Source organism: Pseudomonas ulcerans (assembly GCF_036324125.1).
GTDB lineage: Bacteria > Pseudomonadota > Gammaproteobacteria > Pseudomonadales > Pseudomonadaceae > Aquipseudomonas > Aquipseudomonas ulcerans.
In genome coordinates this window covers 195,902-217,819 of the sequence record NZ_JAZDQN010000008.1, presented here as the reverse complement: position 1 = coordinate 217,819, position 21,918 = coordinate 195,902, and the positions used below count along the sequence as shown (strand labels likewise).

Below are 21,918 nucleotides of genomic sequence, written 5' to 3'. Positions count from 1 at the left end.
CTTGATTCGATTGTTAAAGAGCGTTTGGCGAAGCGTTTCGCTTCAACCGAGGCGCGCATTCTACGCTTTCCTCTAAGTCTGTCAAGCGTTTATTTTGAAGTTTTTCAGAATTTCTCGTTCAACTTCAAACACTTGACTCGCTGCGATCTCTCGTTAGCGGGAGGCGAATTCTACAGCGTTACAACCTGCTGTCAACTGCCTTTTTCAACCGCCTTCGTAAACGACCGAAGCACTTCCGATACCACCTGGAACGCCTAACTCGTTGATATTCAAGGAGTTTTCCGTTTCGACTGCGCCGGAAGTGGGGCGAAGTATAGACAGATAAAACGGGGCGTCAAGCACTAATTTGAAATTGATTCAAATCAGTGCCGACGCCCCGTTTGCCTCTATATAAGAGAAGCGATCCTTCAGAGCACCCCAGCCTCGCGCAGTCGCTGGATATCCTCCACCGCCAGGCCCAGCACCCCACCGAGGACCTGCTCGGTATGCTCGCCGAGCAGCGGCGGTGCATTGCGGTACTCCACCGGCGTAGCGGACAACCGGATCGGACTGGCCACCTGCGGCACACTGCCTGCCAGCGGATGAGCGATATCGATCGCCAACCCACGCGCCTTCACCTGTGGATCAGCGAACATCTGCGCCAGATCGTTGATCGGCCCGCACGGTACACCCGCCTGCTCCAACTGGCTGACCCACTCGGCCGTGGTCTTGAACACAGTAGCCTGGCGAATCAGCGGAATAAGCTCGGCACGATTGGCCACCCGCAGCTTGTTGGTCGCAAAGCGCGGGTCATCCGCCCACTGTGGCTGGCCCGCCACCTCGGCGAACTTGCGGAATTGCCCGTCATTACCCACGGTCAGGATGAAATCCCCATCCGCAGTCGGAAAGTCCTGATAAGGCACGATGTTCGGATGCGCATTGCCCAGCCGACGCGGTGCATTGCCAGTGGTGAGGTAGTTCATCGCCTGGTTGGCCAGGCAAGCCACCTGAACATCCAGTAACGCCATGTCGATATGCTGCCCGCCACCATGCTGGTCGCGATGGGCGAGGGCAGCCAGGATAGCCACCGTGGAATACAGCCCGGTAAGAATGTCGGTCAGTGCAACACCGACCTTCACCGGCCCGGCACCTTCATCACCCTCGGGACGGCCTGTCAGGCTCATCAGCCCGCCCAGGCCCTGGATCATGAAGTCGTAACCCGCACGCTTGGCGTAGGGCCCGGTCTGACCGAAACCGGTAATGGAGCAATAGATCAGATTCGGATTGATCTGACGCAGGCTTTCGTAGTCCAGCCCGTAGGCTGCCAGCCCGCCGACCTTGAAGTTCTCGATCACCACGTCCGACTTCGCCGCCAGCTCGCGCACCAGGCGCTGGCCTTCGGCCTGGGTGAAGTCGATGGTTACCGAGCGCTTGTTGCGATTGGCAGACAGATAGTAGGCCGCCTCGCTGGTGTTCTCGCCCTTGGCATCCTTGAGGAAGGGCGGGCCCCAGGCGCGGGTATCGTCCCCGCTGCCCGGCCGCTCGACCTTGATGACCTCCGCCCCCAGATCCGCAAGGATCTGGCCGGACCATGGCCCGGCCAGTACCCGCGACAGATCCAGGACCCGCAAATGAGAAAGCGCGCCCATGGACTGTTCCTCTCTATTAATAGAAGGCCTGGATGCCGGTCTGTGCACGACCGAGGATCAGCGCATGCACGTCATGGGTGCCCTCGTAGGTGTTGACCACTTCGAGGTTGACCAGATGACGGGCCACACCGAACTCGTCGGAGATGCCGTTGCCGCCCAGCATGTCCCGCGCCATGCGCGCGATATCCAGGGCCTTGCCGCAGGAGTTGCGCTTCATGATGGAGGTGATCTCCACCGCAGCAGTGCCTTCGTCCTTCATCCGGCCCAGGCGCAGGCAGCCCTGCAGGGCCAGGGTGATCTCGGTCTGCATGTCGGCCAGCTTCTTCTGGATCAGCTGGTTGGCAGCCAACGGGCGACCGAACTGCTGGCGATCCAGGGTGTACTGCCGCGCAGTGTGCCAGCAGGCTTCGGCGGCACCCAGGGCACCCCAGGAAATGCCGTAGCGCGCCGAGTTCAGGCAGGTGAACGGGCCTTTCAGACCCCGCACATCCGGGAAGATGTTCTCTTCCGGCACGAACACGTTGTCCATGACGATCTCGCCGGTGATCGATGCACGCAGGCCGACCTTGCCATGGATCGCCGGGGCGCTCAGGCCCTGCCAGCCTTTCTCCAGGACAAAGCCGCGGATATCGCCGGCATCATCCTTGGCCCAAACCACGAACACGTCGGCGATCGGGCTGTTGGTGATCCACATCTTGCTGCCGCTCAGGCGATAGCCGCCGTCGACCTTCTTCGCCCGGGTGATCATCGAGCCCGGGTCGGAACCATGGTTCGGCTCGGTCAGGCCGAAGCAGCCGATCCACTCGCCACTGGCCAGCTTCGGCAGGTACTTCTGCTTCTGCGCTTCGGTACCGAATTCGTTGATCGGCACCATCACCAGCGAAGACTGCACGCTCATCATCGAGCGGTAGCCCGAGTCGATGCGCTCCACTTCACGGGCGATCAGGCCGTAGCACACGTAGTTCAGACCGCTGCCACCGTATTGCTCGGGGATGGTCGCACCAAGCAGGCCGACTTCGCCCATCTCGCGGAAGATCGCCGGATCGGTCTGCTCGTGACGGAAGGCTTCCAGAACACGTGGCGCGAGCTTGTCCTGGGCGAACTGGAAAGCGCTGTCACGCACCATGCGCTCTTCTTCAGTGAGCTGCTGATCGAGCAGCAGCGGGTCGATCCAGTTGAAGCTTGCTTTGCCGGCCATGAGCGAATCCTCGAATGGGGAAGTGGGATGTTTTTCTCGTGCATTGATCCTAGGCCCGAACGGGGAGGGCGACAAACGAGGATTGCGCAAGATCTTGTGATAATTTCTCACTCCGTTAGGGCCATTAAGGCCATTTTCACGATTGATTAGTGAGGTTGATGGATATGCGGCGCAAGATCCCCAGCACCACGGCCCTGGTCTGCTTCGAGGCCGCGGCTCGCCACGAGAGCTTTACCAAGGCAGCGCAGGAACTGTCCCTGACCCAGGGCGCCGTCTGTCGGCAGATTGGCGGGCTTGAGGAGTTCCTCAACGTCGAACTGTTTCGCCGCTCGCGGCGCGGGGTGAAGCTCACCGAAGCCGGCCTCTCCTACAGCCGGCGCGTGGCTACGCAACTGGATGCGGTAGAGCGCGACACCCTTTCGGTGATGGGCCAGCAGGGCGCCAATGTCATCGAGCTGGCGGTGGTGCCGACCTTCGGTACCCAATGGCTGCTACCGCGCCTGAAGCATTTCCAGCAGCGCCACCCGGAGGTCACGGTCAACCTGACCAACCGCACCCGTCCGTTCCTCTTCGCCGATACCCACTTCGATGCCGCGATCTACTTCGGCGACGCCGACTGGTCCGGTACACAATCCCACCGGCTGATGGGAGAAAACCCGGTCCCCGTGTGCAGCCCGGCCCTGCTTGAACGACACGCCACACTCAACCCGCACGCCATCGCCCAGCTTCCGCTGTTGCAGCAGACCACCCGGCCCTACGCCTGGCGGCAATGGTTCGACAGCCTGGACATGAATGTCGCCCGCGACATGACAGGGCCGCGCTATGAACTATTCTCGATGTTGGCTCAGGCAGCCATGCACGACATGGGTATAGCACTGATCCCGCCGTTCCTGATCCAGCGCGAACTGGCAGAAGGGCGCCTGGTCATCGCCAACTCCCACGCCTTGTCGAGCATCAAGGCCTACTACCTGATGATCCCGGAACGGAAGGTCGAATCAGCGTCCTTGCGGGCTTTTCGTGATTGGCTGGTCAGCGAGGCACAGCGCTATGCCGCGGCCCACAAGGACGAAACGGGATTGCTGACCCAGTAGTCAATTATTTTCAACACCTACAGATATAAGTAAATGTCGCTTTGGCGACAACTGTTTCACTTGCCCGCAAAACACTGCCAAACCCCTTTATTTGCAAGGTTTTCCCCGCCTCAAAGCGACCTTTTTCGTCTCATCCGCGAAAATTGTCAGAAAATTTTTAATTTTTATCTTAATGTCGCTAAAGCCCGTGTTTGACGGGGTCTGGCCGTTTCGGTGCGACATGCGGTCACAGGGTGACTTGTAGTTTGTTTACAGTTTCCAATCAGAACCCATTGATACGACTAAAGATCGCTTGCAAAATGCCGCGCCCCGCCTGATTTCAGACGGGATCGTGCTGATCGGCCGCCCCAGACGCACCATCCGCAGTGCGCTGGCTCAACAAAAAAAGATCACGCAGGAGAAATGACGTGCACATTGGTGTTCCTCTCGAAACGCAGACGGGCGAAACACGGGTCGCTGCCACTCCCGAAACCATCAAGAAACTGGTGGGCCAGGGTCATCAGGTCACCGTCCAGCGCGGAGCCGGCGTCAACGCCAGCATCCCGGACAGTGCCTATGAAGCAGCCGGCGCCGTACTTGGAAGCGCCGCCGATGCGTTTGGCGCGCAGCTGGTGCTGAAGGTTGTGGCGCCCAACGACAGCGAACTGGGCCAGATCAAGAACGGCACCGTGCTCGCGGGCATGCTCAACCCGTTCAACAACGACCTCATTGCCAAGATGGCCGAATGCGGCATCACCGCCTTCGCCCTCGAAGCCGCGCCACGCACTTCCCGGGCCCAGAGCCTGGACGTGCTGTCCTCGCAGGCCAACATTGCCGGCTACAAGGCCGTGTTGCTCGCCGCTCACCACTATCCGCGCTTCATGCCGATGCTGATGACTGCCGCCGGTACGGTGAAAGCCGCCCGCGTGCTGATCCTCGGTGCCGGTGTGGCTGGCTTGCAGGCCATCGCCACGGCCAAGCGCCTGGGCGCGGTGATCGAGGCCTCGGACGTGCGTCCGGCGGTGAAGGAGCAGATCGAATCCCTCGGTGCCAAGTTCATCGATGTGCCGTACGAGACCGACGAGGAGCGCGAGTGTGCCCAAGGCGTCGGCGGTTATGCCCGACCAATGCCGGCAAGCTGGATGCAACGCCAGGCGCTGGCCGTGCACGAGCGCGCCAAGCAGGCGGATATCGTCATCACCACCGCGCTGATCCCGGGCCGCAAGGCACCGACCCTGCTCAGCGCGGAAACCGTAGCGCAGATGAAACCCGGCTCGGTGGTCATCGACCTGGCCGCAGCCCAGGGCGGCAACTGTCCGCTGACCGTGGCGGACCAGGTCGTCGTCGAGAACGGCGTGACCATCGTCGGCCCGACCAACCTGCCGGCCCAGGTCGGCGCGGACGCCTCGGCGCTGTACGCCCGCAACCTGCTGGACTTCATGAAGCTGCTGTTCGACAAGGACGGCGCCCTGACCATCAACCTCGAAGACGACATCGTCGCCGCGTGCCTGATGTGCCGCGACGGCCAGGTCATCCGCAAGAACGGATAAGGAGCAGGCAATGGAAGACATGCTGATTTCCCACGGCGTCTATAACCTGATCATCTTCGTGCTGGCGATCTACGTCGGCTACCACGTGGTCTGGAACGTCACCCCTGCGCTGCACACTCCCCTGATGGCGGTGACCAACGCCATCTCCGCCATCGTCATCGTCGGCGCCATGCTCGCCGCGGCCCTGACCGTCACCCCGCTGGGCAAGGTCATGGGCACCCTCGCGGTCGCCCTGGCGGCGGTCAACGTGTTCGGTGGATTCCTCGTCACCCGGCGCATGCTGGAGATGTTCAAGAAGAAAGCCGCGAAGGCTGAGGGGCAGAAGTAAAAATGAGCATGAACCTGGTAACGCTTCTCTACCTGGTGGCGTCGGTCTGCTTCATCCAGGCCCTGAAAGGCCTGTCGCACCCGACCACCTCCCGCCGCGGCAACCTGTTCGGCATGCTCGGCATGGCCCTGGCGGTGGTCACCACCGTCGGCCTGATCTACAAGCTTGGCGCCGAACTCGCCACTGACGGCATCGCCTACGTGATCGTCGGCCTGCTGATCGGCGGCAGCGCCGGCGCGATCATGGCCAAGCGCGTGGAAATGACCAAGATGCCGGAGCTGGTGGCGTTCATGCACAGCATGATCGGCCTGGCTGCGGTGTTCATCGCCATCGCGGCAGTGGTCGAGCCACAGTCCCTGGGCATCGTCAGCGCCATCAGCGACCCGATCCCGACCGGCAACCGTCTGGAACTGTTCCTTGGAGCGGCCATCGGTGCGATCACCTTCTCCGGTTCGGTCATCGCCTTCGGCAAGCTCTCGGGCAAGTACAAGTTCCGTCTGTTCCAGGGCGCGCCAGTGCAGTTCGCCGGGCAGCACAAGCTCAACCTGGTGCTGGGCCTGACCACCATCGGCCTCGGCCTGGTGTTCACCTTCACCGGCAACTACACCGCCTTCGTGGTGATGCTGGCCCTGGCCTTCGTCATGGGCGTGCTGATCATCATCCCGATCGGCGGCGCCGACATGCCGGTGGTGGTTTCGATGCTCAACAGCTACTCGGGCTGGGCGGCTGCCGGTATCGGCTTCTCGCTGAACAACTCGATGCTGATCATCGCCGGCTCCCTGGTAGGTTCGTCCGGTGCGATCCTCTCGTACATCATGTGCAAGGCGATGAACCGTTCGTTCTTCAACGTGATCCTCGGCGGCTTCGGTGGCGATACCGATGCCGGCGCGGCGACCGGCTCGAAGGAACAGCGCCCAGTGAAGTCCGGCTCCGCCGACGACGCCACCTTCCTGCTGAGCAATGCCGACACCGTGATCATCGTTCCTGGCTACGGCCTGGCAGTGGCTCGTGCCCAGCATGCGCTGAAGGAACTGACCGAGAAACTGACCCACGCCGGCGTCACCGTGAAGTACGCGATCCACCCAGTGGCAGGGCGCATGCCCGGCCATATGAACGTGCTCCTGGCCGAGGCCGAAGTGCCGTATGACCAGGTGTTCGAGATGGAAGACATCAACTCCGAGTTCGGCCAGGCCGACGTGGTCCTGGTGCTCGGCGCCAACGACGTGGTCAACCCGGCGGCGAAGAACGATCCGAAGTCGCCGATCGCCGGCATGCCGATCCTCGAAGCCTTCAAGGCCAAGACCATCATCGTCAACAAGCGCTCGATGGCCAGCGGCTATGCCGGCCTGGACAACGAACTGTTCTACCTCGACAAGACCATGATGGTCTTCGGCGATGCCAAGAAGGTCATCGAGGACATGGTCAAGGCAGTGGAATAAGGCTGTTTTCCCGCTGTGACAATAAGCCCCGGTTCGGCAACGACCGGGGCTTTTTCATGCCCGCCGCGCCGACGGAAGGCTCTATTTCAGGGGCTTACATACGACCTTGGTCGCGGGACGAGTTTTCGCGAAAGCAATAGACTGCGCACCTAGCTTCAGTAGCCCGAGATAACAATCCATGTACCGTGATCGTATTCGCTTGTCCTCGCTGCACAGTAAAGTCATGAGCGCGGCCGACGCCGCCGGCCTGATCCAGGATGGCATGACCGTTGGCATGAGCGGCTTCACCCGCGCCGGTGAAGCCAAGGCCGTTCCTCACGCCCTCGCCGAGCGGGCCAAGCAGTCGCCGCTGAAGATCAGCCTGATGACCGGTGCCAGCCTGGGCAACGACCTGGACAAGGAACTGACCGAGGCCGGCGTACTGGCCCGGCGCATGCCTTTCCAGGTGGACAGCACCCTGCGCAAGGCGATCAACGACGGCAAGGTGATGTTCATCGACCAGCACCTGTCGGAAACCGTCGAGCAACTGCGCAACGCGCAGCTCAAGCTGCCGGACATCGCGGTCATCGAAGCGGTGGCGATCACGGAACAAGGCCATATCGTGCCGACCACCTCCGTGGGCAACTCGGCGAGCTTCGCCATCTTCGCCAAGCAGGTGATCATCGAGATCAACATGGCGCACAACGCCAACCTCGAAGGCCTGCACGACATCTATATCCCGACCTACCGTCCGACCCGTACGCCGATCCCGCTGGTGAAGGTCGACGACCGCATCGGCAGCACCGCGATCCCGATCGACCCGGCGAAGATCGTCGGCATCGTCATCACCGAGCAGCCGGACTCGCCGTCCACCGTGCTGCCGCCGGACGACGAGACCCAGGGCATCGCCAACCACCTGATCAACTTCTTTAAAGAAGAAGTGGCGGCGGGGCGCATGACCAACAAGCTGGGCCCGCTGCAGGCCGGCATCGGCAGCATCGCCAACGCGGTCATGTGTGGCCTGATCGAATCGCCGTTCGAAGACCTGACGATGTACTCCGAAGTGCTGCAGGACTCGACCTTCGACCTGATCGACGCTGGCAAGCTGGGCTTTGCCTCGGGCAGTTCCATCACCCTGTCGAGCCGGCGCAACGCCGATGTGTTCGGCAACCTGGAGCGCTACAAGGACAAGCTGGTGCTGCGTCCGCAGGAAATCTCCAACCACCCTGAAGTGGTGCGGCGCCTGGGCATCATCGGCATCAACACCGCCCTGGAGTTCGACCTGTACGGCAACGTCAACTCCACCCACGTCTGCGGCACGCGGATGATGAACGGCATCGGCGGCTCCGGCGACTTCGCCCGCAACGCCCACCTGGCCATCTTCGTCACCAAGTCGATCGCCAAGGGCGGCGCGATTTCCAGCGTGGTGCCGATGGTCAGCCACGTCGACCATACCGAGCATGACGTCGACATCCTGGTCACCGAGCAGGGCCTGGCTGACCTCCGTGGCCTGGCGCCGCGGGAGCGGGCACGGGTGATCATCGACAACTGTGTGCACCCGGATTACCGCGATGCGCTGAATGACTACTTCACTCGCGCCTGCGAGCGGGGTGGACATACCCCGCATATCCTGCGCGAAGCGCTGGCGTGGCACGAGAACCTGGAAGAGACCGGGCGGATGCTGGCGGTCTGAGTCCCTCCTGAAAAGCCGGGGGCCTGCTTCGCAGGCCTTCGCAACAGGTCAGCAAAACAGTTTGCGGCCATCATCAATCGAAAACTGTTCTACTGTACCGGTAAAAATCCCCCTATTTTCCGCCCCACACCCCATCCCACACTTAAAAACGCACCATATTGGCGCAGACCAGTACAGTTACGTCCATTTCGAGTGCAACAGCGCCCTTAAACAGTTAACTGGACCATCACAATGTTGGTGAACTGTATCTACTGTTATGGACGGCACAGGAGGATCATTAGCACCAGTCAAGTTAATCACTCCTCAATGCCGCCATAAGCGGAAGGATGCACATCATGGAACGTACCCTCAGTTCCGGTCTGGTTTTCGAAAGCAACGTTGAACAATCCAAGGCTTCCCTGCCTCTGCGCCTGCTGGCCAACCTGGTCCTGTGGCAGCGCCGCATCTCCAGCCGCCACCAACTGGCTCGCCTGGATGCCCGCCTGCTGGCCGACGCCGGTATCAGCGAAGCACAACGCTACGAAGAGCTGAGCAAGCCTTTCTGGCGTTAATGCAAGGCCCGCCGGCCACGGCCGGCACCGAATTCCGAAAAACCCGTCGCAGGTGACTGCTGACGGGTTTTTTCGTTCTGGAAGGCGCGAAATAGAGCGCTCGCCTTGAATACCAGTACAGTTTCAGAAAATACAAAAACAACCTTAACAGTTGAACTAAAGAGCGTTTCGCTTGTTACGTGTTACGCTTTTTTCAACCGCCTGATCGTCCCACCCCGAGGAAATCGACCATGAACCGCACCCGCCTGCTTGGCGCCGCCCTGTTGCTGGCCCTGGCGTCCAGCGCCCATGCCACCAGCTTCGTCGTCACCACCGACGCCGTCGTTGGCGCAGTTGCTGCATCCACCGATGCCACCTCCGACGTGACCTCGTCGTTCCGCGACGACAAGGTCGTGCGTGCTGCCCGTGACGACGCGGCCAGCTTCGTTGCCAGCCGCGGCGATATCCGCGGTGTGAAACTTGAAAGCGCCTTCGCCCATATCCGCCAGCAACTGCCGACCCTGCAAGCCAGCGACGCGCAACTGGCCCAGGCGATCCTGGCTATCTGACGTACCGGCAACAGCCTGCAAAACAGCCGGGCCAAGCGCTCTGGCCCGGGGTGATGCATTGGGATAGCCTTGGCCGTTTCGTTGGCAAGGCAACCGTTTCCCCATGCGTTATCTGATCCTGCTGTTTGCACTACTCGGGTCCGGGACTGCCCTGGCGTTCGACATGACCACCGCCACCAGCGTCATCAGTGGCTACGCCACCAGCCAGGTGACCAGCGCCCCCTTCGACCGCAAATGGGTGCGGGCCGCCCGGGATGACGCCGCCGCCTTCGTCGCCAGCGATGGTCTGGTCCGCGGTGCACGACTGGAGTCGGTGATGCGCCGGCTGCACCAGGAAAACCCCGATCTTCATGCTGGCGACCTTGAACTGGCGCAGGCAATTCTCGTCCAATAAGCACACCTGTTTTTCCCCGGAGAAGTTCCATGCGTAACCCGCTGATCGCCGCCACCCTCGGCTTCCTCCTGCTGGCCGACGTGGCCCAGGCGCACACCCTGGTGGCTACCAGCAACATCATCGTCCGCGCCTTCGGTCGCTCGATCGATTTCACCTCCGACACCACCACCTCGATCCGTGACTCGAAAGTCGTCCGCGAAGCCCGTGACGACGCCGCCAGCTTCGTCGCCAGCAACGGCGATATCCGTGGTGCCCAGCTGGAAGCCGCCTTCGACACCCTGCGTCAGCGCGTGCCTGAAGCACGCCAAGCCAGCGACCAGGTCCTGGCCGAAGCCATTCTCGCCCTGTGAAGTCACTGCGTGCCTGGCTGCTGGGCGGCGTATTCGCGCTGCTCAGCCTGCCCGCCCTGGCCGACCTGCAACTGCGCTTGCAAGACGACGGCCTGAGCGCGGCACAGCGCCAGGCCAGCCAGGCATTGCTCGATGAGGCCCTGCAGAAGCTTCCCCCCAGTTTCAAGACCCATCTGGACCGCACCGTGGTGGTCAGCTGGAGCGACAGCATGCCCGAGGACGTATACGGCCAGGCCTCGCTGCTCTCCACGCTGCAACTCAACCGCCGCCTGCTGCCAGGCCTGACCGACGGCAGCGCCGCCACGCAGCAGACCGGCCGCCCCCATGGCACCGTGCGCGAGGAATTGCTCGCCACCGTCCTCCATGAAACCACCCATATCTACGACCGCGCCCGCCTGTGGCCCGCCGACCAGCGCCGCCTGATCGTCCAGTGCCGGCGCCAGCAGGAGACCCAGGGCAAGGTCGGCCTGCGCGATGAATGCCGTGGCCAGCCGGAACGCCGCTTCACCCTCAGCGACGACCCACGTTTTCTCGATCTTGCCGGCTGGCCGCAATACGTCGGGCGCCGCGGCGAACGCGAGCAGGACAATCACCAGGACGTACGCACCCCGGATAGTTACGAACTGAGCAGCCCCAAGGAGTTCGTCGCGGTCAACATGGAGTACTTCCTCCTCGACCCCAGCTACGCCTGCCGCCGTCCGGCGCTGCATGCCTACCTGAGCCAGCATTTCGGCTGGAGCCCGACGCATCCGCCATGCGAAACAGCCTTGCCCTACCTGAATGCGGGGAATGACTTCGCCAAGCAGCCCCTCGGCCAGATCGATCCTGAGCGGGTCTATTCCGTGGACTACCTGCTGGCCGAGGCCAACCAGAATTGGGTCAGCCGCTGGGGCCACAGCATGCTGCGCCTGGTGATCTGTGCCCCGGGCCGTCCGCGTGGTCCGGATTGCCGCCTGGACCTGGACCAGCACCTGGTGCTGTCGTACCGAGCCTTCGTCAATGACGTGCAGCTGTCCAGTTGGGACGGCCTGGTCGGTGCCTATCCGTCCCGGCTGTTCGTGTTGCCCCTGGGCCAGGTCATCGACGAATACACCAAGACCGAGCTGCGCAGCCTGTCCTCGGTGCCACTGAAGCTGTCCCGCGCCGAGCTGGAAAACCTGGTGCGCCAGGCCCTGGAAATGCACTGGAGCTACGACGGCAACTACTACTTCCTGTCCAACAACTGCGCGGTGGAAACCCTCAAGCTGCTGCGCGCAGGCACCGCCAACCCGCAGCTGACCAGCCTCGACAACATCATGCCCAACGGCCTGCTGGAAGTGCTCAAGGGCCGCGGCCTGGCCGACACCAGCGTGCTCGACGACCCGCGCGAGGCCTTGCGCCTGGGCTACCGCTTCGATTCCTACCGCGACCGCTTCGAGGCGATGTTCAAGGTCCTCAAGCAGCAGTTGCCGATTCCCCAGGACAGCGTCGAAGCCTGGCTGGAGCAGAGCGCCGAGCAACGCCGCGCGTGGTTCGACCACGCCGACCTGCGCACCAGCGCCGCCATGCTGTTGCTGGAACAGGCCGCGCTGCGCCGACAACTGCTGCTGGCCCAGGACGAGGTCAAGCAGCGTTACCTGAGCGGCCGCGCACGTAGCGACGGTGGCGTCGACAAGGCCAACCAGACCTTGCAGCAGATCCTCGCCAACAGTGGTTTCCTCAGCAAACCGGCGGAATTGCTGGGGCAGGGCGGATATGGCTTGCCCCAGGCGGACGAGCGGCGCGAGCTGGAGGACAGCAGCAGCAAGCGCCAGGCCCAGTTGCAGAGCTTGAGCGCTGATCTCGACAAGGAAGCCCGGGCCCTGCTGGGGCCGGAGCGCGATGCGCAGATCCGTGCGGTAGAGGCCAACACCAAGCTGATCGGCGACCACCTGCGCGCCCTGCACAAGGCAGCCGGCGGTCTGGAACTGCCCTGAGCTCAGAGCGTCTCGTGGGGCTCGCCGGGCAGGTGTTCGTCCAGGTGCAGCCAGGGCAGGCGGCTTTCGGTCCAGATATGCCGGTCGGGGCGGACAGAGGCCGGGTCATCCAGGGTCGCAATGGTGATATCGATGGTTTCCGGGCTCAGATCTGTGGTCAGGGCCAGATGGGCGCCGCAGCGACTGCAGAAATAGCGCACGCAACTGGCGGACGAGTCGTAGCGCTGCGGTGTGCCGGCCAGCCACTGGAAGGCGGAGCAGGGCACCGTGGCCCAGGTAATCACCAGGCCGCCCGAGACCTTGCGGCAGATCGAGCAGTGGCAGTGGGCGACATCCGTCAACGGACCCTCGACCCGATAGCGCAGGGCACCGCAGTGGCAGCCGCCTTGCTGGGATTGGCTCATGTGTTCGGCACTCCTTTCGCTGGGTTCTTCAGGGCGACACGCCCCGAGAGATCAAAAAACAACCACCCGTCAGCTTTCAGCCCTCGAAAGCTGGCTGAAAGCTTAGCCCCTTAGCATCGCCTCACCACCGGCATAGCGACCGGCGTGCCAGGGCATCCCGAAATCGATGGAGCCCGGCCTGATCAACAAAAACAATGGTGATTCTGATGTCCTTCCGTACCTACCTGCGCCCGCAATTCCCCTCGCTACTCCAGCCCCGGCGATCCACTCGCCACTGATCCGTCCGTCACGTCCCCGTCCCGACGCACCACGCCTGGAGTACTCCCATGCTGACCTTCCTCGGCTTCGCCATGGTCATCACCTTCATGTACCTGATCATGACCAAGCGCCTGTCGGCCTTGATCGCGCTGATCCTGGTACCGATCCTGTTCGCCCTGTTCGGCGGCTTCTCCGCCAAGATCGGCCCGATGATGCTGGAAGGCATCAGCAAGCTCGCGCCAACCGGCGTCATGCTGATGTTCGCCATCCTCTACTTCGCCCTGATGATCGACTCCGGCCTGTTCGACCCGGCCGTGCGCAAGATCCTCAAGCTGGTCAAGGGCGACCCGCTGAAAGTCTCGGTCGGCACCGCCGTGCTGGCCCTGGTCGTCTCCCTCGACGGTGACGGCGCCACTACCTACATGATCTGCTGCGCCGCCATGCTGCCGCTGTACAGCCGCCTGGGCATGAGCCCGCGGATCATGGCCGGCCTGATCATCCTCGCCGGCGGGGTGATGAACATGACCCCCTGGGGCGGCCCGACCGCCCGCGCCGCCAGCGCCCTGCACGTCGACCCGTCGGACATCTTCGTGCCGATGATCCCGGCCATGCTGGCCGGCGTCGTGGCCATCCTCGCGATCGCCTACATGTATGGCAAGCGTGAGCGCGCCCGCCTTGGCGAACTGCACCTGCCGGGTGACGAGATCGACCACAGCGAGATCACCGTGTCCCAGTACCCGGATGCTCGCCGTCCCAAGCTGCTGTGGTTCAACGGCGCCCTGACCGCTGCCCTGATGGTCGCGCTGATCGCCGGCCTGCTGCCGCTGCCGGTGCTGTTCATGATCGCCTTCAGCATCGCGATGATCGTCAACTACCCGTGCCTGCAGCAGCAGAAGGACCGCATCGCCGCCCACGCCGGCAGCGTGCTGGCCGTGACCGGGCTGATCTTCGCCGCCGGCATCTTCACCGGCATCCTCTCCGGCACCGGCATGGTCGAGGCCATGTCCAAGAGCCTGCTGGCGGTGATTCCGGATGCACTGGGCCCGTACCTGGCGGTGATCACGGCGATCGTGAGCATGCCGTTCACCTTCTTCATGTCCAACGATGCCTTCTACTACGGCGTCCTGCCGGTGCTCTCGGAAGCCGCCAGCCACTATGGCATCTCGCCAGTGGAGATGGCCCGCGCCTCGATCGTCGGCCAGCCGGTGCACCTGCTCAGTCCGCTGGTGCCGTCCACCTACCTGCTGGTCGCCCTGGCCGGTATCGAGTTCGGCGACCACCAGCGCTTCACGCTGAAATGGGCAGTGCTAGTCTGCGTGTGCATAATGTTCGCCGCGCTGCTCATGGGAATTTTCCCGCTGTTCAGCAGCCTGTAACAACAGAACCACCCAACCCGTTCGCGCGCTGATCCAGCGCGCGACGTCTTACGCTCGAAGGAACAAACATGGAATGGCTGACCAGCCCGGAAATCTGGGTTGCCTTTTTCACCCTGACCGCACTCGAAATCGTGCTCGGGATCGACAACATCATCATGATCTCGATCCTGGTCAGCCGCATGCCCAAGCACATGCAGCAACGCACACGGATCTTCGGCCTGGCCCTGGCCATGGTCACGCGGATCATGCTGCTGCTCTCCATCACCTGGGTCATGCGCCTCACCGACGACCTGTTCCACGTGTTCGGCCAGGGCATTTCCGGGCGTGACCTGATCCTGTTCTTCGGCGGCCTGTTCCTGCTGTGGAAAAGCTCCCAGGAGATCTACCACGGCCTCGAAGGCGAGGACGAAAGCAACGACGAGCCAGGGTCGGGCAAGGGTGGCAAGTTCTTCTACACCATCATCCAGATCGCCATCATCGACATCGTGTTCTCCCTCGACTCGGTGATCACCGCGGTGGGCATGGTTTCCCACGTGCCGGTGATGATCGCCGCGATCATCGTCGCCGTGCTGGTGATGATGCTCTGCGCCAAGGCCATCAGCGACTTCATCGAGAAGCACCCGTCGCTGAAGATGCTCGCGCTGTCGTTCCTGATCGTGGTGGGTACCGTGCTGATCGCCGAAGCCTTCGAAGTCCATGTGCCGAAAGGCTATGTCTACTTCGCCATGGCCTTCTCCCTGGCCGTGGAGGCGATCAACATCCGCATGCGCACCGCCATGGCGAAGAAGCGTGACCAGGAACCGAGCGAGCCGGTGAAACTTCGCAAGGACATCCCGGGTCAGTAATACTGGCCATTCGCTGAATCAAGGCCCCTCTCGGGGCCTTTTTTCATTGTGCGTCAGTGACAAACCCGCTGGCGCCAAGGCTTCTGGCGGACTAAAGCTTAAAGGGAGCACTGGAAACAACCGCCGTCTTCACGGCCAGGCTCCAAGCGTCATTCATTCGCCCCGCTGGGGCACGGAAAACAGGGGGCCCAGCATGCTGACCCTGCTCAATCTACTGTCAGCCGTCGCCCTGCTGATCTGGGGCACACACATCGTCCGTACCGGCGTACTGCGGGTCTACGGTTCCAACCTGCGCCGCGTCATCAGCCAGAACATGGCACGCAAGCCGCTGGCGTTCGTCGCCGGCATCCTCGTCACGGCCCTGGTGCAAAGCAGCAACGCCACGGCGATGCTGGTGACCTCGTTCGTCGGCCAGGGCCTGATGGCGCTGACCCCGGCCCTGGCCGTCATGCTCGGCGCCGATGTCGGTACCGCGCTGATGTCGCGGGTGCTGACCCTCGACCTGTCGTGGCTGTCGCCGTTGCTGATCTTCCTCGGGGTGATCTTCTTCCTCTCGCGCAAGCAGACCCGCGCCGGCCAACTCGGCCGCGTGGGCATCGGCCTGGGCCTGATCATCCTCGCCCTGCAGTTGATCGTCGCCGCGGCCGAGCCGATCACCAAGGCCCATGGGGTGAAGGTGCTGTTCGCCTCGCTGACCGGCGATATCCTCCTCGATGCCCTGGTCGGCGCCCTGTTCGCAATGATTTCCTACTCCAGCCTGGCGGCGGTGCTGCTGACCGCGACCCTGGCCGGTGCCGAGGTGATCAGCCTGCCGGTGGCCATCGGCCTGGTGATCGGCGCCAACATCGGCAGCGGCCTGCTGGCCTTCATCAGCACCAGCATGCGCAACAGCGCCGGGCGCCAGGTCGCCTTGGGCAGCCTGTTGTACAAGCTGATCGGCCTGCTGGTGACCATTCCCCTGCTGCATCCGCTGGTGGAGTGGATGGACAGCCTGAACTTCCGCCCCGCCGAGCTGGTGATCGGCTTCCACCTGCTCTACAACAGCCTGCGCTGCCTGACCCTGCTGCCGACCGTCAACCTCATGTCGCGGGTCTGCACCTGGCTGCTGCCGGAGCGCCCGGACACCAACGGCCACACCACCCCGCGCCACCTCGATCCCGCCGCGCTCGCCACGCCCAGCCTGGCCCTGGCCAACGCGGTCCGCGAGACCCTGCGCCTGGGAGATCTGGTGGACAGCATGCTGGAGTCCATGCACGGCGTGCTGCGTGGCACCCAGACCACCGTCACCCAGGAGATGCGCAGTCTCGGCGACGACGTCGAAGCACTCTACAACGCGATCAAGCTGTACCTGGCGCAGATGCCCCGGGAAGACCTCAGCGAGCAGGACAGCCAGCGCTGGGCCGAGATCATCGAACTGGCACTGAACCTGAAGATGGCCAGCGACCTGATCGAACGCATGCTGCGCAAGATCCAGCAGCAGAAGACCTCGCAGCGTCGCGAGTTTTCCGAGGTCGGCCTGGAAGAACTGACCGGTCTGCACGCCCAGTTGCTGGCCAACCTGCGCCTCGGCCTGTCGGTGTTCCTCAGCGCCGATCCGGAAAGCGCGCGCCAGTTGCTGCGGGAAAAGCGCCGCTTCCGTGCCCAGGAGCGGCGCCTGGCCCATGCCCATGTCAGCCGCCTGCAACGCAAGGTGGTACAAAGCATCGAGACCAGCGCCCTGCACCTGGAGCTGATCGCCGACATGAAAAGATTGAATTCATTGTTCTGTAGCAGTGCCTATGTGGTACTCGGTGGTCGTGAAACGGGTGGGCTGCTGATCGACAGCGTGCCGGATGAAATCCACTCGCCGTGACCCCGTGCCGCCTCGAACCGGTTCAAGGAAGTTCTTCATGCGTTGCCTGATCTTCGTCTGCCTGTTGCTGGGTTGCGCTCCCGGCTTTGCCCTCGATCGCAACCAGGTCGAGGGCTACCTGCTGCCCAACGGCCTGCAGGTGCTGCTCAAGCCGGGCTATGAGCGCGACCATGTGTCGATCCGCCTGGTGGTGGGCATCGGCTTCGACGACTTTGCCTGCGAGCAGAAGGAACTGCCGCACCTGCTCGAACACCTGTTGTTCAGCGGCATCGACGACAGCGGCGAGGGCGGCCTGGAAAAACGCATACAGGCTCTCGGGGGCGAGTGGAACGCCTACACCAGCAGCGCCGACACCACGTTCGTCATCGAGGCGCCGGCCCGCAACCAGCGTAAGGTCCTCGACCTGCTGCTGGCGATCATCCGCCAGACCCAGATCGATGACGATGACCTGGAGTTGTCCAAACGCATCGTCGAGCGCGAGGACGGCGGGCATTATTCGCACCTGCAACGCTGGCTCGACCGCCAGGACCTCGGCCAGCGCTCCAGCGACCAGTTGGCGGTGGAACTGGGCCTGAAGTGCGCCGAGCGCTCCAGCGTCGAGGACATGACCGTGGCGCAGGTGGAAGAGGTGCGCCGGAACTGGTACGCGTCGAACAACATGACTCTGATCGTGGTCGGCGGCCTGGACAAGCTGTTGCCGGCCTACCTGGAGCGGAGCTGGGGCGAACTGGAGCCGGTGGAGCCCGTCGACCGCCGGGCATTGGACGGCGTCACCCACCAGGCCGAGCCCAATCGCACGCTGATCCGCGGCGTGCTGGGCAACGGCGCGCGGCTGAGCTGGAAGTTCCTGGAGCCGGTGCTGGACAACGAGCACGATGAAACCCTGGAGCTGTTGCAGCGCTACCTGGACTGGGCACTGTATGACGAGTTGCGCCTCAAGCATGGCCTGTCCTATGGGCCCTGGAGCCAGCGCGAGAGCTTCGGCGACAGCGGCATGCTCAGCCTCAATGCCGACCTGGAGCGGGATCAGGTGGAAGAGGCGGAGGAAGTGATCGAGGCCATGCTCCAGCGCCTGCGCAAGGACGGGCTGGATCCGCAGACCTTCGAGCGGATCAAGGCCGCCGCCGTCGCCCGCGAGGCCTGGACCACCCAGGGCAACAGTGCGCTGGCCGATTACTACTGGGGGGCGCTGAACGGCTATGCCGACGGGCGCTTCGTCGATCCGGCGCAGCGCCTGCGGGGGGTGAGCCTGGAAGAGGCGAACCAGGCGATGCGGGAGCTGTTCAAGGAGGCCGGATGGGTGAGGGTGGAGAAGCCGCTGCTCGGGTATGACGAACTGTTCTGGATGGCGGTGCTGGGCTTGCTGCTGGTGGTGATCGGTGGGGGGATCTGGTATCGGCGCAGGACGTGATTCCTGGGCTGCGCCCCTCACAGGCCCGGTCAATCCAAGGTATCCTTGTAACCGTATTTTTCAGACCTTGCGAACACCCCAAATGCCCATCTACATCCAGCGCATCATCGAACTGATCAAGCGCTATCCCGGGGTCATCGCACTCGGTGGCTTCGTCTCCGGCATCGGCAGCTTCATCCTCGTCGACCGCCAGGAAAGCCTGGCCAGCTGGGTCGCCATCCTGATGCTGGTGAGCTGGGTCTGGCTGATGCTGGAAAACACCTTCACCGAGCTCTTCAGCCGTACCTTCAAGCGCGAGATCCCGCAGCCGCTGCTGCGCTACGCGACGCAGATGATCCACCAGGAAAGCCTGTTCTTCGTCCTGCCGTTCTTCTTCGTCACCACCACCTGGAACAGCGGCCAGCTGATCTTCACCGGCCTGCTCGGTGCCGCCGGCCTGGTGTCGATCATCGACCCGCTGTACTACAAGTGGGTGGCACCGCGACGCTGGCTGTTCATGGCCCTGCACACCCTGACCCTGTTCGCGGCGATGCTCACCGCGCTGCCGATCATCCTCCACCTGACCACCGCGGAAAGCTTCAAGCTGGCTCTCGGGGTGGCCATGCTGCTGTCCTTCCCGAGCCTGGCCAGCAGCTTCCCGATCAACCACTGGCGCCGTGGCGTAGCCCTGGTGCTGGTGACCCTGGCGGTCGGCGGCGCCGGCTGGCTGCTGCGCTCCTGGGTGCCGCCGGCGACCCTGTGGATGACCGAAGTGGCGATCAGCACCCAGGTGCAGAACCGCACCCCCGGAGACAGCCTCAAGGAAGTGCCGGCCAGCCAGATCCGCAGCGCCGGGCTCTACGCCTATACCGCGATCAAGGCGCCGCGCGGGCTGAACGAGCGGATCTATCACGTCTGGCAGTTCAACGGCAAAGAGGTGGACCGCATCGCCCTGGACATCAACGGCGGGCGCAAGGAAGGCTACCGCGCCTGGACCCACAAGCAGGTGTTCCCCGGCAACCCGGTGGGCCGCTGGCAGGTGCGGGTGTTGACCGAGGATGGCCAGGTCATCGGTGTGCTGCGCTTCCGGGTCGTGGACGACAGTCAAGCGCCTGCAAATTAGTGGCGCTATGCTGTCGGGCGGCGCACTGAGGCGCCCATGGACGAACGGAGCCTATGACCAGCATTCCCAGCCCCGCCAGCGCCATCCTCGACACCAGTAGCAGCCCGCCCTGCCTGCGGCTCAGCGGCGACTGGACCCTGGCCAACTACGCCAGCCTCAAGCACAGCGCCAGCGCCCTCGCTGGCCAGTTCGGCGAGAACGCTGCGGTAGACCTCAGCCAGCTCGGCAAGCTCGACACCGCCGGCGCCTCCTTGCTGGTCGAGCTGCTCGGCCCGCAGCGCCTGAAACAGCTGGAAGCCGACAGCCCGCTCGCCGAAGCCAGCCGCCACCTGCTGCACAGCGTGCAGTGGTCGCTCAAAGAATTCTGCATCCCGCCGCGCCACCCCGAGATTCCCGTCCTCACCCAACTGCTTGCCCGTATCGGCGCCGCGGTGGACACCCTCTATCAGGACAGCCGGCAACTGCTCGGTTTCATCGGCCTGATCATCGCCACCCTGGTCACCCGAGCCTTCCAGCCGAAACGCTGGCGCATCACCCCGGTGGTCGCCCATATCGAACAGACCGGCCTCGATGCCGCGCCCATCGTCGCCCTGCTGACCTTCCTGGTGGGCGCGGTGGTGGCGTTTCTCGGGGCCACGGTGCTGGCCAGCTTCGGCGCCAGCATCTTCACCGTGGACCTGGTGGCGTTCTCCTTCCTGCGGGAATTCGGCGTGCTGCTCACCGCGATCCTCATGGCCGGCCGTACCGCCAGTGCCTTTACCGCACAGATCGGCTCGATGAAGGCCAACGAGGAAATCGACGCGATCCGCACCCTCGGCCTCGACCCGGTGGAAATGCTGGTGATCCCGCGGGTGCTGGCGCTGCTGATCGCCCTGCCATTGCTGACCTTCCTCGCCATGCTCTGCGGCATCGTCGGCGGCGGGGTGGTCTGCGCGCTGTCGCTGGATATCTCGCCGGCCATGTTCCTGTCGCTGCTGGAAAGCGATATCGGCGTGCAGCACTTCCTCGTCGGCCTGCTCAAGGCACCGTTCTTCGCCTTCCTGATCGCCGCCATCGGCTGCCTGGAGGGCTTCAAGGTCAGCGGCAGCGCCGAATCCGTCGGCGCCCACACCACCTCGGCAGTGGTCCAGTCGATCTTCGTGGTGATCATGCTCGACGCCGTGGCCGCGCTGTTCTTCATGGAGATGGGCTGGTGAACGACGACAACCGCGAAAAGGTCATCGAGGTGCGTGGCCTGTGCAACCGCTTCGGCCCGCAGAGCGTGCACGAGAACCTCAACCTCGACCTGTACCGCGGCGAGATCCTCTCCGTGGTGGGCGGCTCGGGCAGCGGCAAGTCGGTGCTGCTGCGCAGCATCGTCGGCCTGCGCCGGCCCAACGAGGGCCAGGTGCGGGTGTTCGGCGAGGACCTGTCCAGCGCCGACGACCAGCAGCGCTCGCTGATCGAACGGCGCTTCGGCGTGCTGTTCCAGAAGGGCGCGCTGTTTTCATCGCTGACCGTCACCGAGAACGTCGCCCTGCCGCTGATCGAGCACGCCGCCCTGTCCCGCGACGACGCCGAGCACCTGGCCGGGGTCAAGCTGGCCCTGGCCGGCCTGCCGCAGTCGGCCGCGGACAAGTTTCCCGCCTCGCTGTCCGGCGGCATGATCAAGCGCGCCGCCCTGGCCCGCGCCCTGGCCCTGGACCCGGACATCCTGTTCCTCGACGAACCCACTGCCGGCCTCGACCCCATCGGCGCCGCGGCATTCGACCAGTTGATCCTGACCCTGCGCGACGCCCTGGGCCTGAGCGTGTTCCTGATCACCCACGACCTGGACACCCTCTACACCATCAGCGACCGCGTCGCCGTACTGGCGCAGAAGAAGGTGCTGGTGGCCGCGCCGATCGAACAGGTGGCGGAAACCGACGACCCGTGGATCCACGAGTATTTCCATGGCCCTCGTGGCCGGGCGGCCTACACGGCTGCGAAAGCGCTGAAGGAGAAGTGA

At 63.5% G+C, this 21,918-nt stretch carries 21 protein-coding genes; 18 read left to right on the top strand and 3 right to left on the bottom strand.

Annotated features, from left to right (window positions below; translation table 11 throughout):
- On the top strand, nucleotides 1-258 hold a 258-nt coding region (locus tag V0R59_RS10490; protein ID WP_330073010.1), incomplete at its 5' end, for a hypothetical protein.
- 149 nt (nucleotides 259-407) lie between these two features.
- Here the strand turns inward: V0R59_RS10490 and V0R59_RS10485 are convergent.
- Both V0R59_RS10485 and V0R59_RS10480 read right to left on the bottom strand, forming a co-directional pair.
- Entirely contained in the window at nucleotides 408-1,628 is a 1,221-nt protein-coding gene (locus V0R59_RS10485) for a CaiB/BaiF CoA transferase family protein (protein WP_330073009.1), read from the bottom strand.
- A 16-nt stretch (nucleotides 1,629-1,644) separates the two neighbouring features.
- Nucleotides 1,645-2,826 carry an acyl-CoA dehydrogenase gene (locus V0R59_RS10480; RefSeq protein ID WP_330073008.1) on the bottom strand — a complete coding sequence of 394 codons (1,182 nt, stop codon included), beginning with the start codon at nucleotides 2,824-2,826 and terminating at the stop codon, nucleotides 1,645-1,647.
- Between the two features lie 164 nt (nucleotides 2,827-2,990).
- Between V0R59_RS10480 and V0R59_RS10475 the strand changes: the two genes are divergently transcribed.
- From V0R59_RS10475 to V0R59_RS10430, 10 genes are all read left to right on the top strand, one after another.
- Nucleotides 2,991-3,917, top strand: a complete 927-nt coding sequence (locus tag V0R59_RS10475; RefSeq protein ID WP_330073007.1) for a LysR family transcriptional regulator — start codon at nucleotides 2,991-2,993, stop codon at nucleotides 3,915-3,917.
- Between the two features lie 407 nt (nucleotides 3,918-4,324).
- Entirely contained in the window at nucleotides 4,325-5,446 is a 1,122-nt protein-coding gene (locus tag V0R59_RS10470) for a Re/Si-specific NAD(P)(+) transhydrogenase subunit alpha (RefSeq protein WP_330073006.1), read from the top strand.
- A gap of 10 nt (nucleotides 5,447-5,456) precedes the next feature.
- Nucleotides 5,457-5,774, top strand: coding sequence for an NAD(P) transhydrogenase subunit alpha (locus tag V0R59_RS10465; RefSeq protein WP_009403440.1), 318 nt, complete (start codon nucleotides 5,457-5,459; stop codon nucleotides 5,772-5,774).
- Between the two features lie 2 nt (nucleotides 5,775-5,776).
- Nucleotides 5,777-7,213, top strand: a complete 1,437-nt coding sequence (locus V0R59_RS10460; protein WP_330073005.1) for an NAD(P)(+) transhydrogenase (Re/Si-specific) subunit beta — start codon at nucleotides 5,777-5,779, stop codon at nucleotides 7,211-7,213.
- Between the two features lie 178 nt (nucleotides 7,214-7,391).
- The gene (locus V0R59_RS10455) at nucleotides 7,392-8,885 is read left to right on the top strand and encodes an acetyl-CoA hydrolase/transferase family protein (protein ID WP_330073004.1); all 1,494 of its coding nucleotides are present in this window, start codon (nucleotides 7,392-7,394) and stop codon (nucleotides 8,883-8,885) included.
- Nucleotides 8,886-9,220: 335 nt separating this feature from the next.
- Nucleotides 9,221-9,436 carry a DUF1127 domain-containing protein gene (locus V0R59_RS10450; protein ID WP_330073003.1) on the top strand — a complete coding sequence of 72 codons (216 nt, stop codon included), beginning with the start codon at nucleotides 9,221-9,223 and terminating at the stop codon, nucleotides 9,434-9,436.
- Nucleotides 9,437-9,666: 230 nt separating this feature from the next.
- Nucleotides 9,667-9,984, top strand: a complete 318-nt coding sequence (locus tag V0R59_RS10445; RefSeq protein ID WP_330073002.1) for a DUF2388 domain-containing protein — start codon at nucleotides 9,667-9,669, stop codon at nucleotides 9,982-9,984.
- 103 nt (nucleotides 9,985-10,087) lie between these two features.
- Nucleotides 10,088-10,378 (top strand): DUF2388 domain-containing protein, encoded by a 291-nt coding sequence (locus V0R59_RS10440; protein WP_330073001.1) that lies wholly within the window; start codon nucleotides 10,088-10,090, stop codon nucleotides 10,376-10,378.
- Between the two features lie 29 nt (nucleotides 10,379-10,407).
- Nucleotides 10,408-10,728 (top strand): DUF2388 domain-containing protein, encoded by a 321-nt coding sequence (locus V0R59_RS10435; protein WP_042127693.1) that lies wholly within the window; start codon nucleotides 10,408-10,410, stop codon nucleotides 10,726-10,728.
- The gene (locus V0R59_RS10430) at nucleotides 10,725-12,683 is read left to right on the top strand and encodes a DUF7844 domain-containing protein (RefSeq protein WP_330073000.1); all 1,959 of its coding nucleotides are present in this window, start codon (nucleotides 10,725-10,727) and stop codon (nucleotides 12,681-12,683) included. The genes V0R59_RS10435 and V0R59_RS10430 overlap by 4 nt, the downstream gene beginning before the upstream one ends.
- Before the next feature lie 2 nt (nucleotides 12,684-12,685).
- Here the strand turns inward: V0R59_RS10430 and V0R59_RS10425 are convergent, their stop codons facing one another.
- Entirely contained in the window at nucleotides 12,686-13,087 is a 402-nt protein-coding gene (locus V0R59_RS10425; protein ID WP_330072999.1) for a GFA family protein, read from the bottom strand.
- Between the two features lie 326 nt (nucleotides 13,088-13,413).
- On the opposite strand from V0R59_RS10425, the gene V0R59_RS10420 reads away from it, so the two are divergent.
- The 7 genes from V0R59_RS10420 to V0R59_RS10390 all read left to right on the top strand — a co-directional run bounded on the left by V0R59_RS10420 (nucleotide 13,414) and on the right by V0R59_RS10390 (nucleotide 21,918).
- A complete protein-coding gene (locus tag V0R59_RS10420; RefSeq protein WP_330072998.1) occupies nucleotides 13,414-14,721 on the top strand; it encodes a CitMHS family transporter in 1,308 nt (435 codons plus the stop codon).
- A 68-nt stretch (nucleotides 14,722-14,789) separates the two neighbouring features.
- The gene (locus tag V0R59_RS10415; RefSeq protein ID WP_330072997.1) at nucleotides 14,790-15,566 is read left to right on the top strand and encodes a TerC family protein; all 777 of its coding nucleotides are present in this window, start codon (nucleotides 14,790-14,792) and stop codon (nucleotides 15,564-15,566) included.
- Nucleotides 15,567-15,759: 193 nt separating this feature from the next.
- Nucleotides 15,760-17,418: a Na/Pi cotransporter family protein gene (locus V0R59_RS10410; protein ID WP_330072996.1), complete on the top strand. Its 1,659-nt coding sequence runs from the start codon at nucleotides 15,760-15,762 to the stop codon at nucleotides 17,416-17,418.
- Nucleotides 17,419-17,455: 37 nt separating this feature from the next.
- Nucleotides 17,456-18,829, top strand: coding sequence for a M16 family metallopeptidase (locus V0R59_RS10405; protein ID WP_330072995.1), 1,374 nt, complete (start codon nucleotides 17,456-17,458; stop codon nucleotides 18,827-18,829).
- A gap of 82 nt (nucleotides 18,830-18,911) precedes the next feature.
- Nucleotides 18,912-19,931 (top strand): DUF5924 family protein, encoded by a 1,020-nt coding sequence (locus V0R59_RS10400; protein ID WP_330072994.1) that lies wholly within the window; start codon nucleotides 18,912-18,914, stop codon nucleotides 19,929-19,931.
- 53 nt (nucleotides 19,932-19,984) lie between these two features.
- Nucleotides 19,985-21,127, top strand: coding sequence for an ABC transporter permease (locus V0R59_RS10395; protein ID WP_330072993.1), 1,143 nt, complete (start codon nucleotides 19,985-19,987; stop codon nucleotides 21,125-21,127).
- Nucleotides 21,124-21,918 carry an ABC transporter ATP-binding protein gene (locus tag V0R59_RS10390; RefSeq protein WP_330072992.1) on the top strand — a complete coding sequence of 265 codons (795 nt, stop codon included), beginning with the start codon at nucleotides 21,124-21,126 and terminating at the stop codon, nucleotides 21,916-21,918. Before V0R59_RS10395 ends, V0R59_RS10390 begins: the two co-directional genes overlap by 4 nt.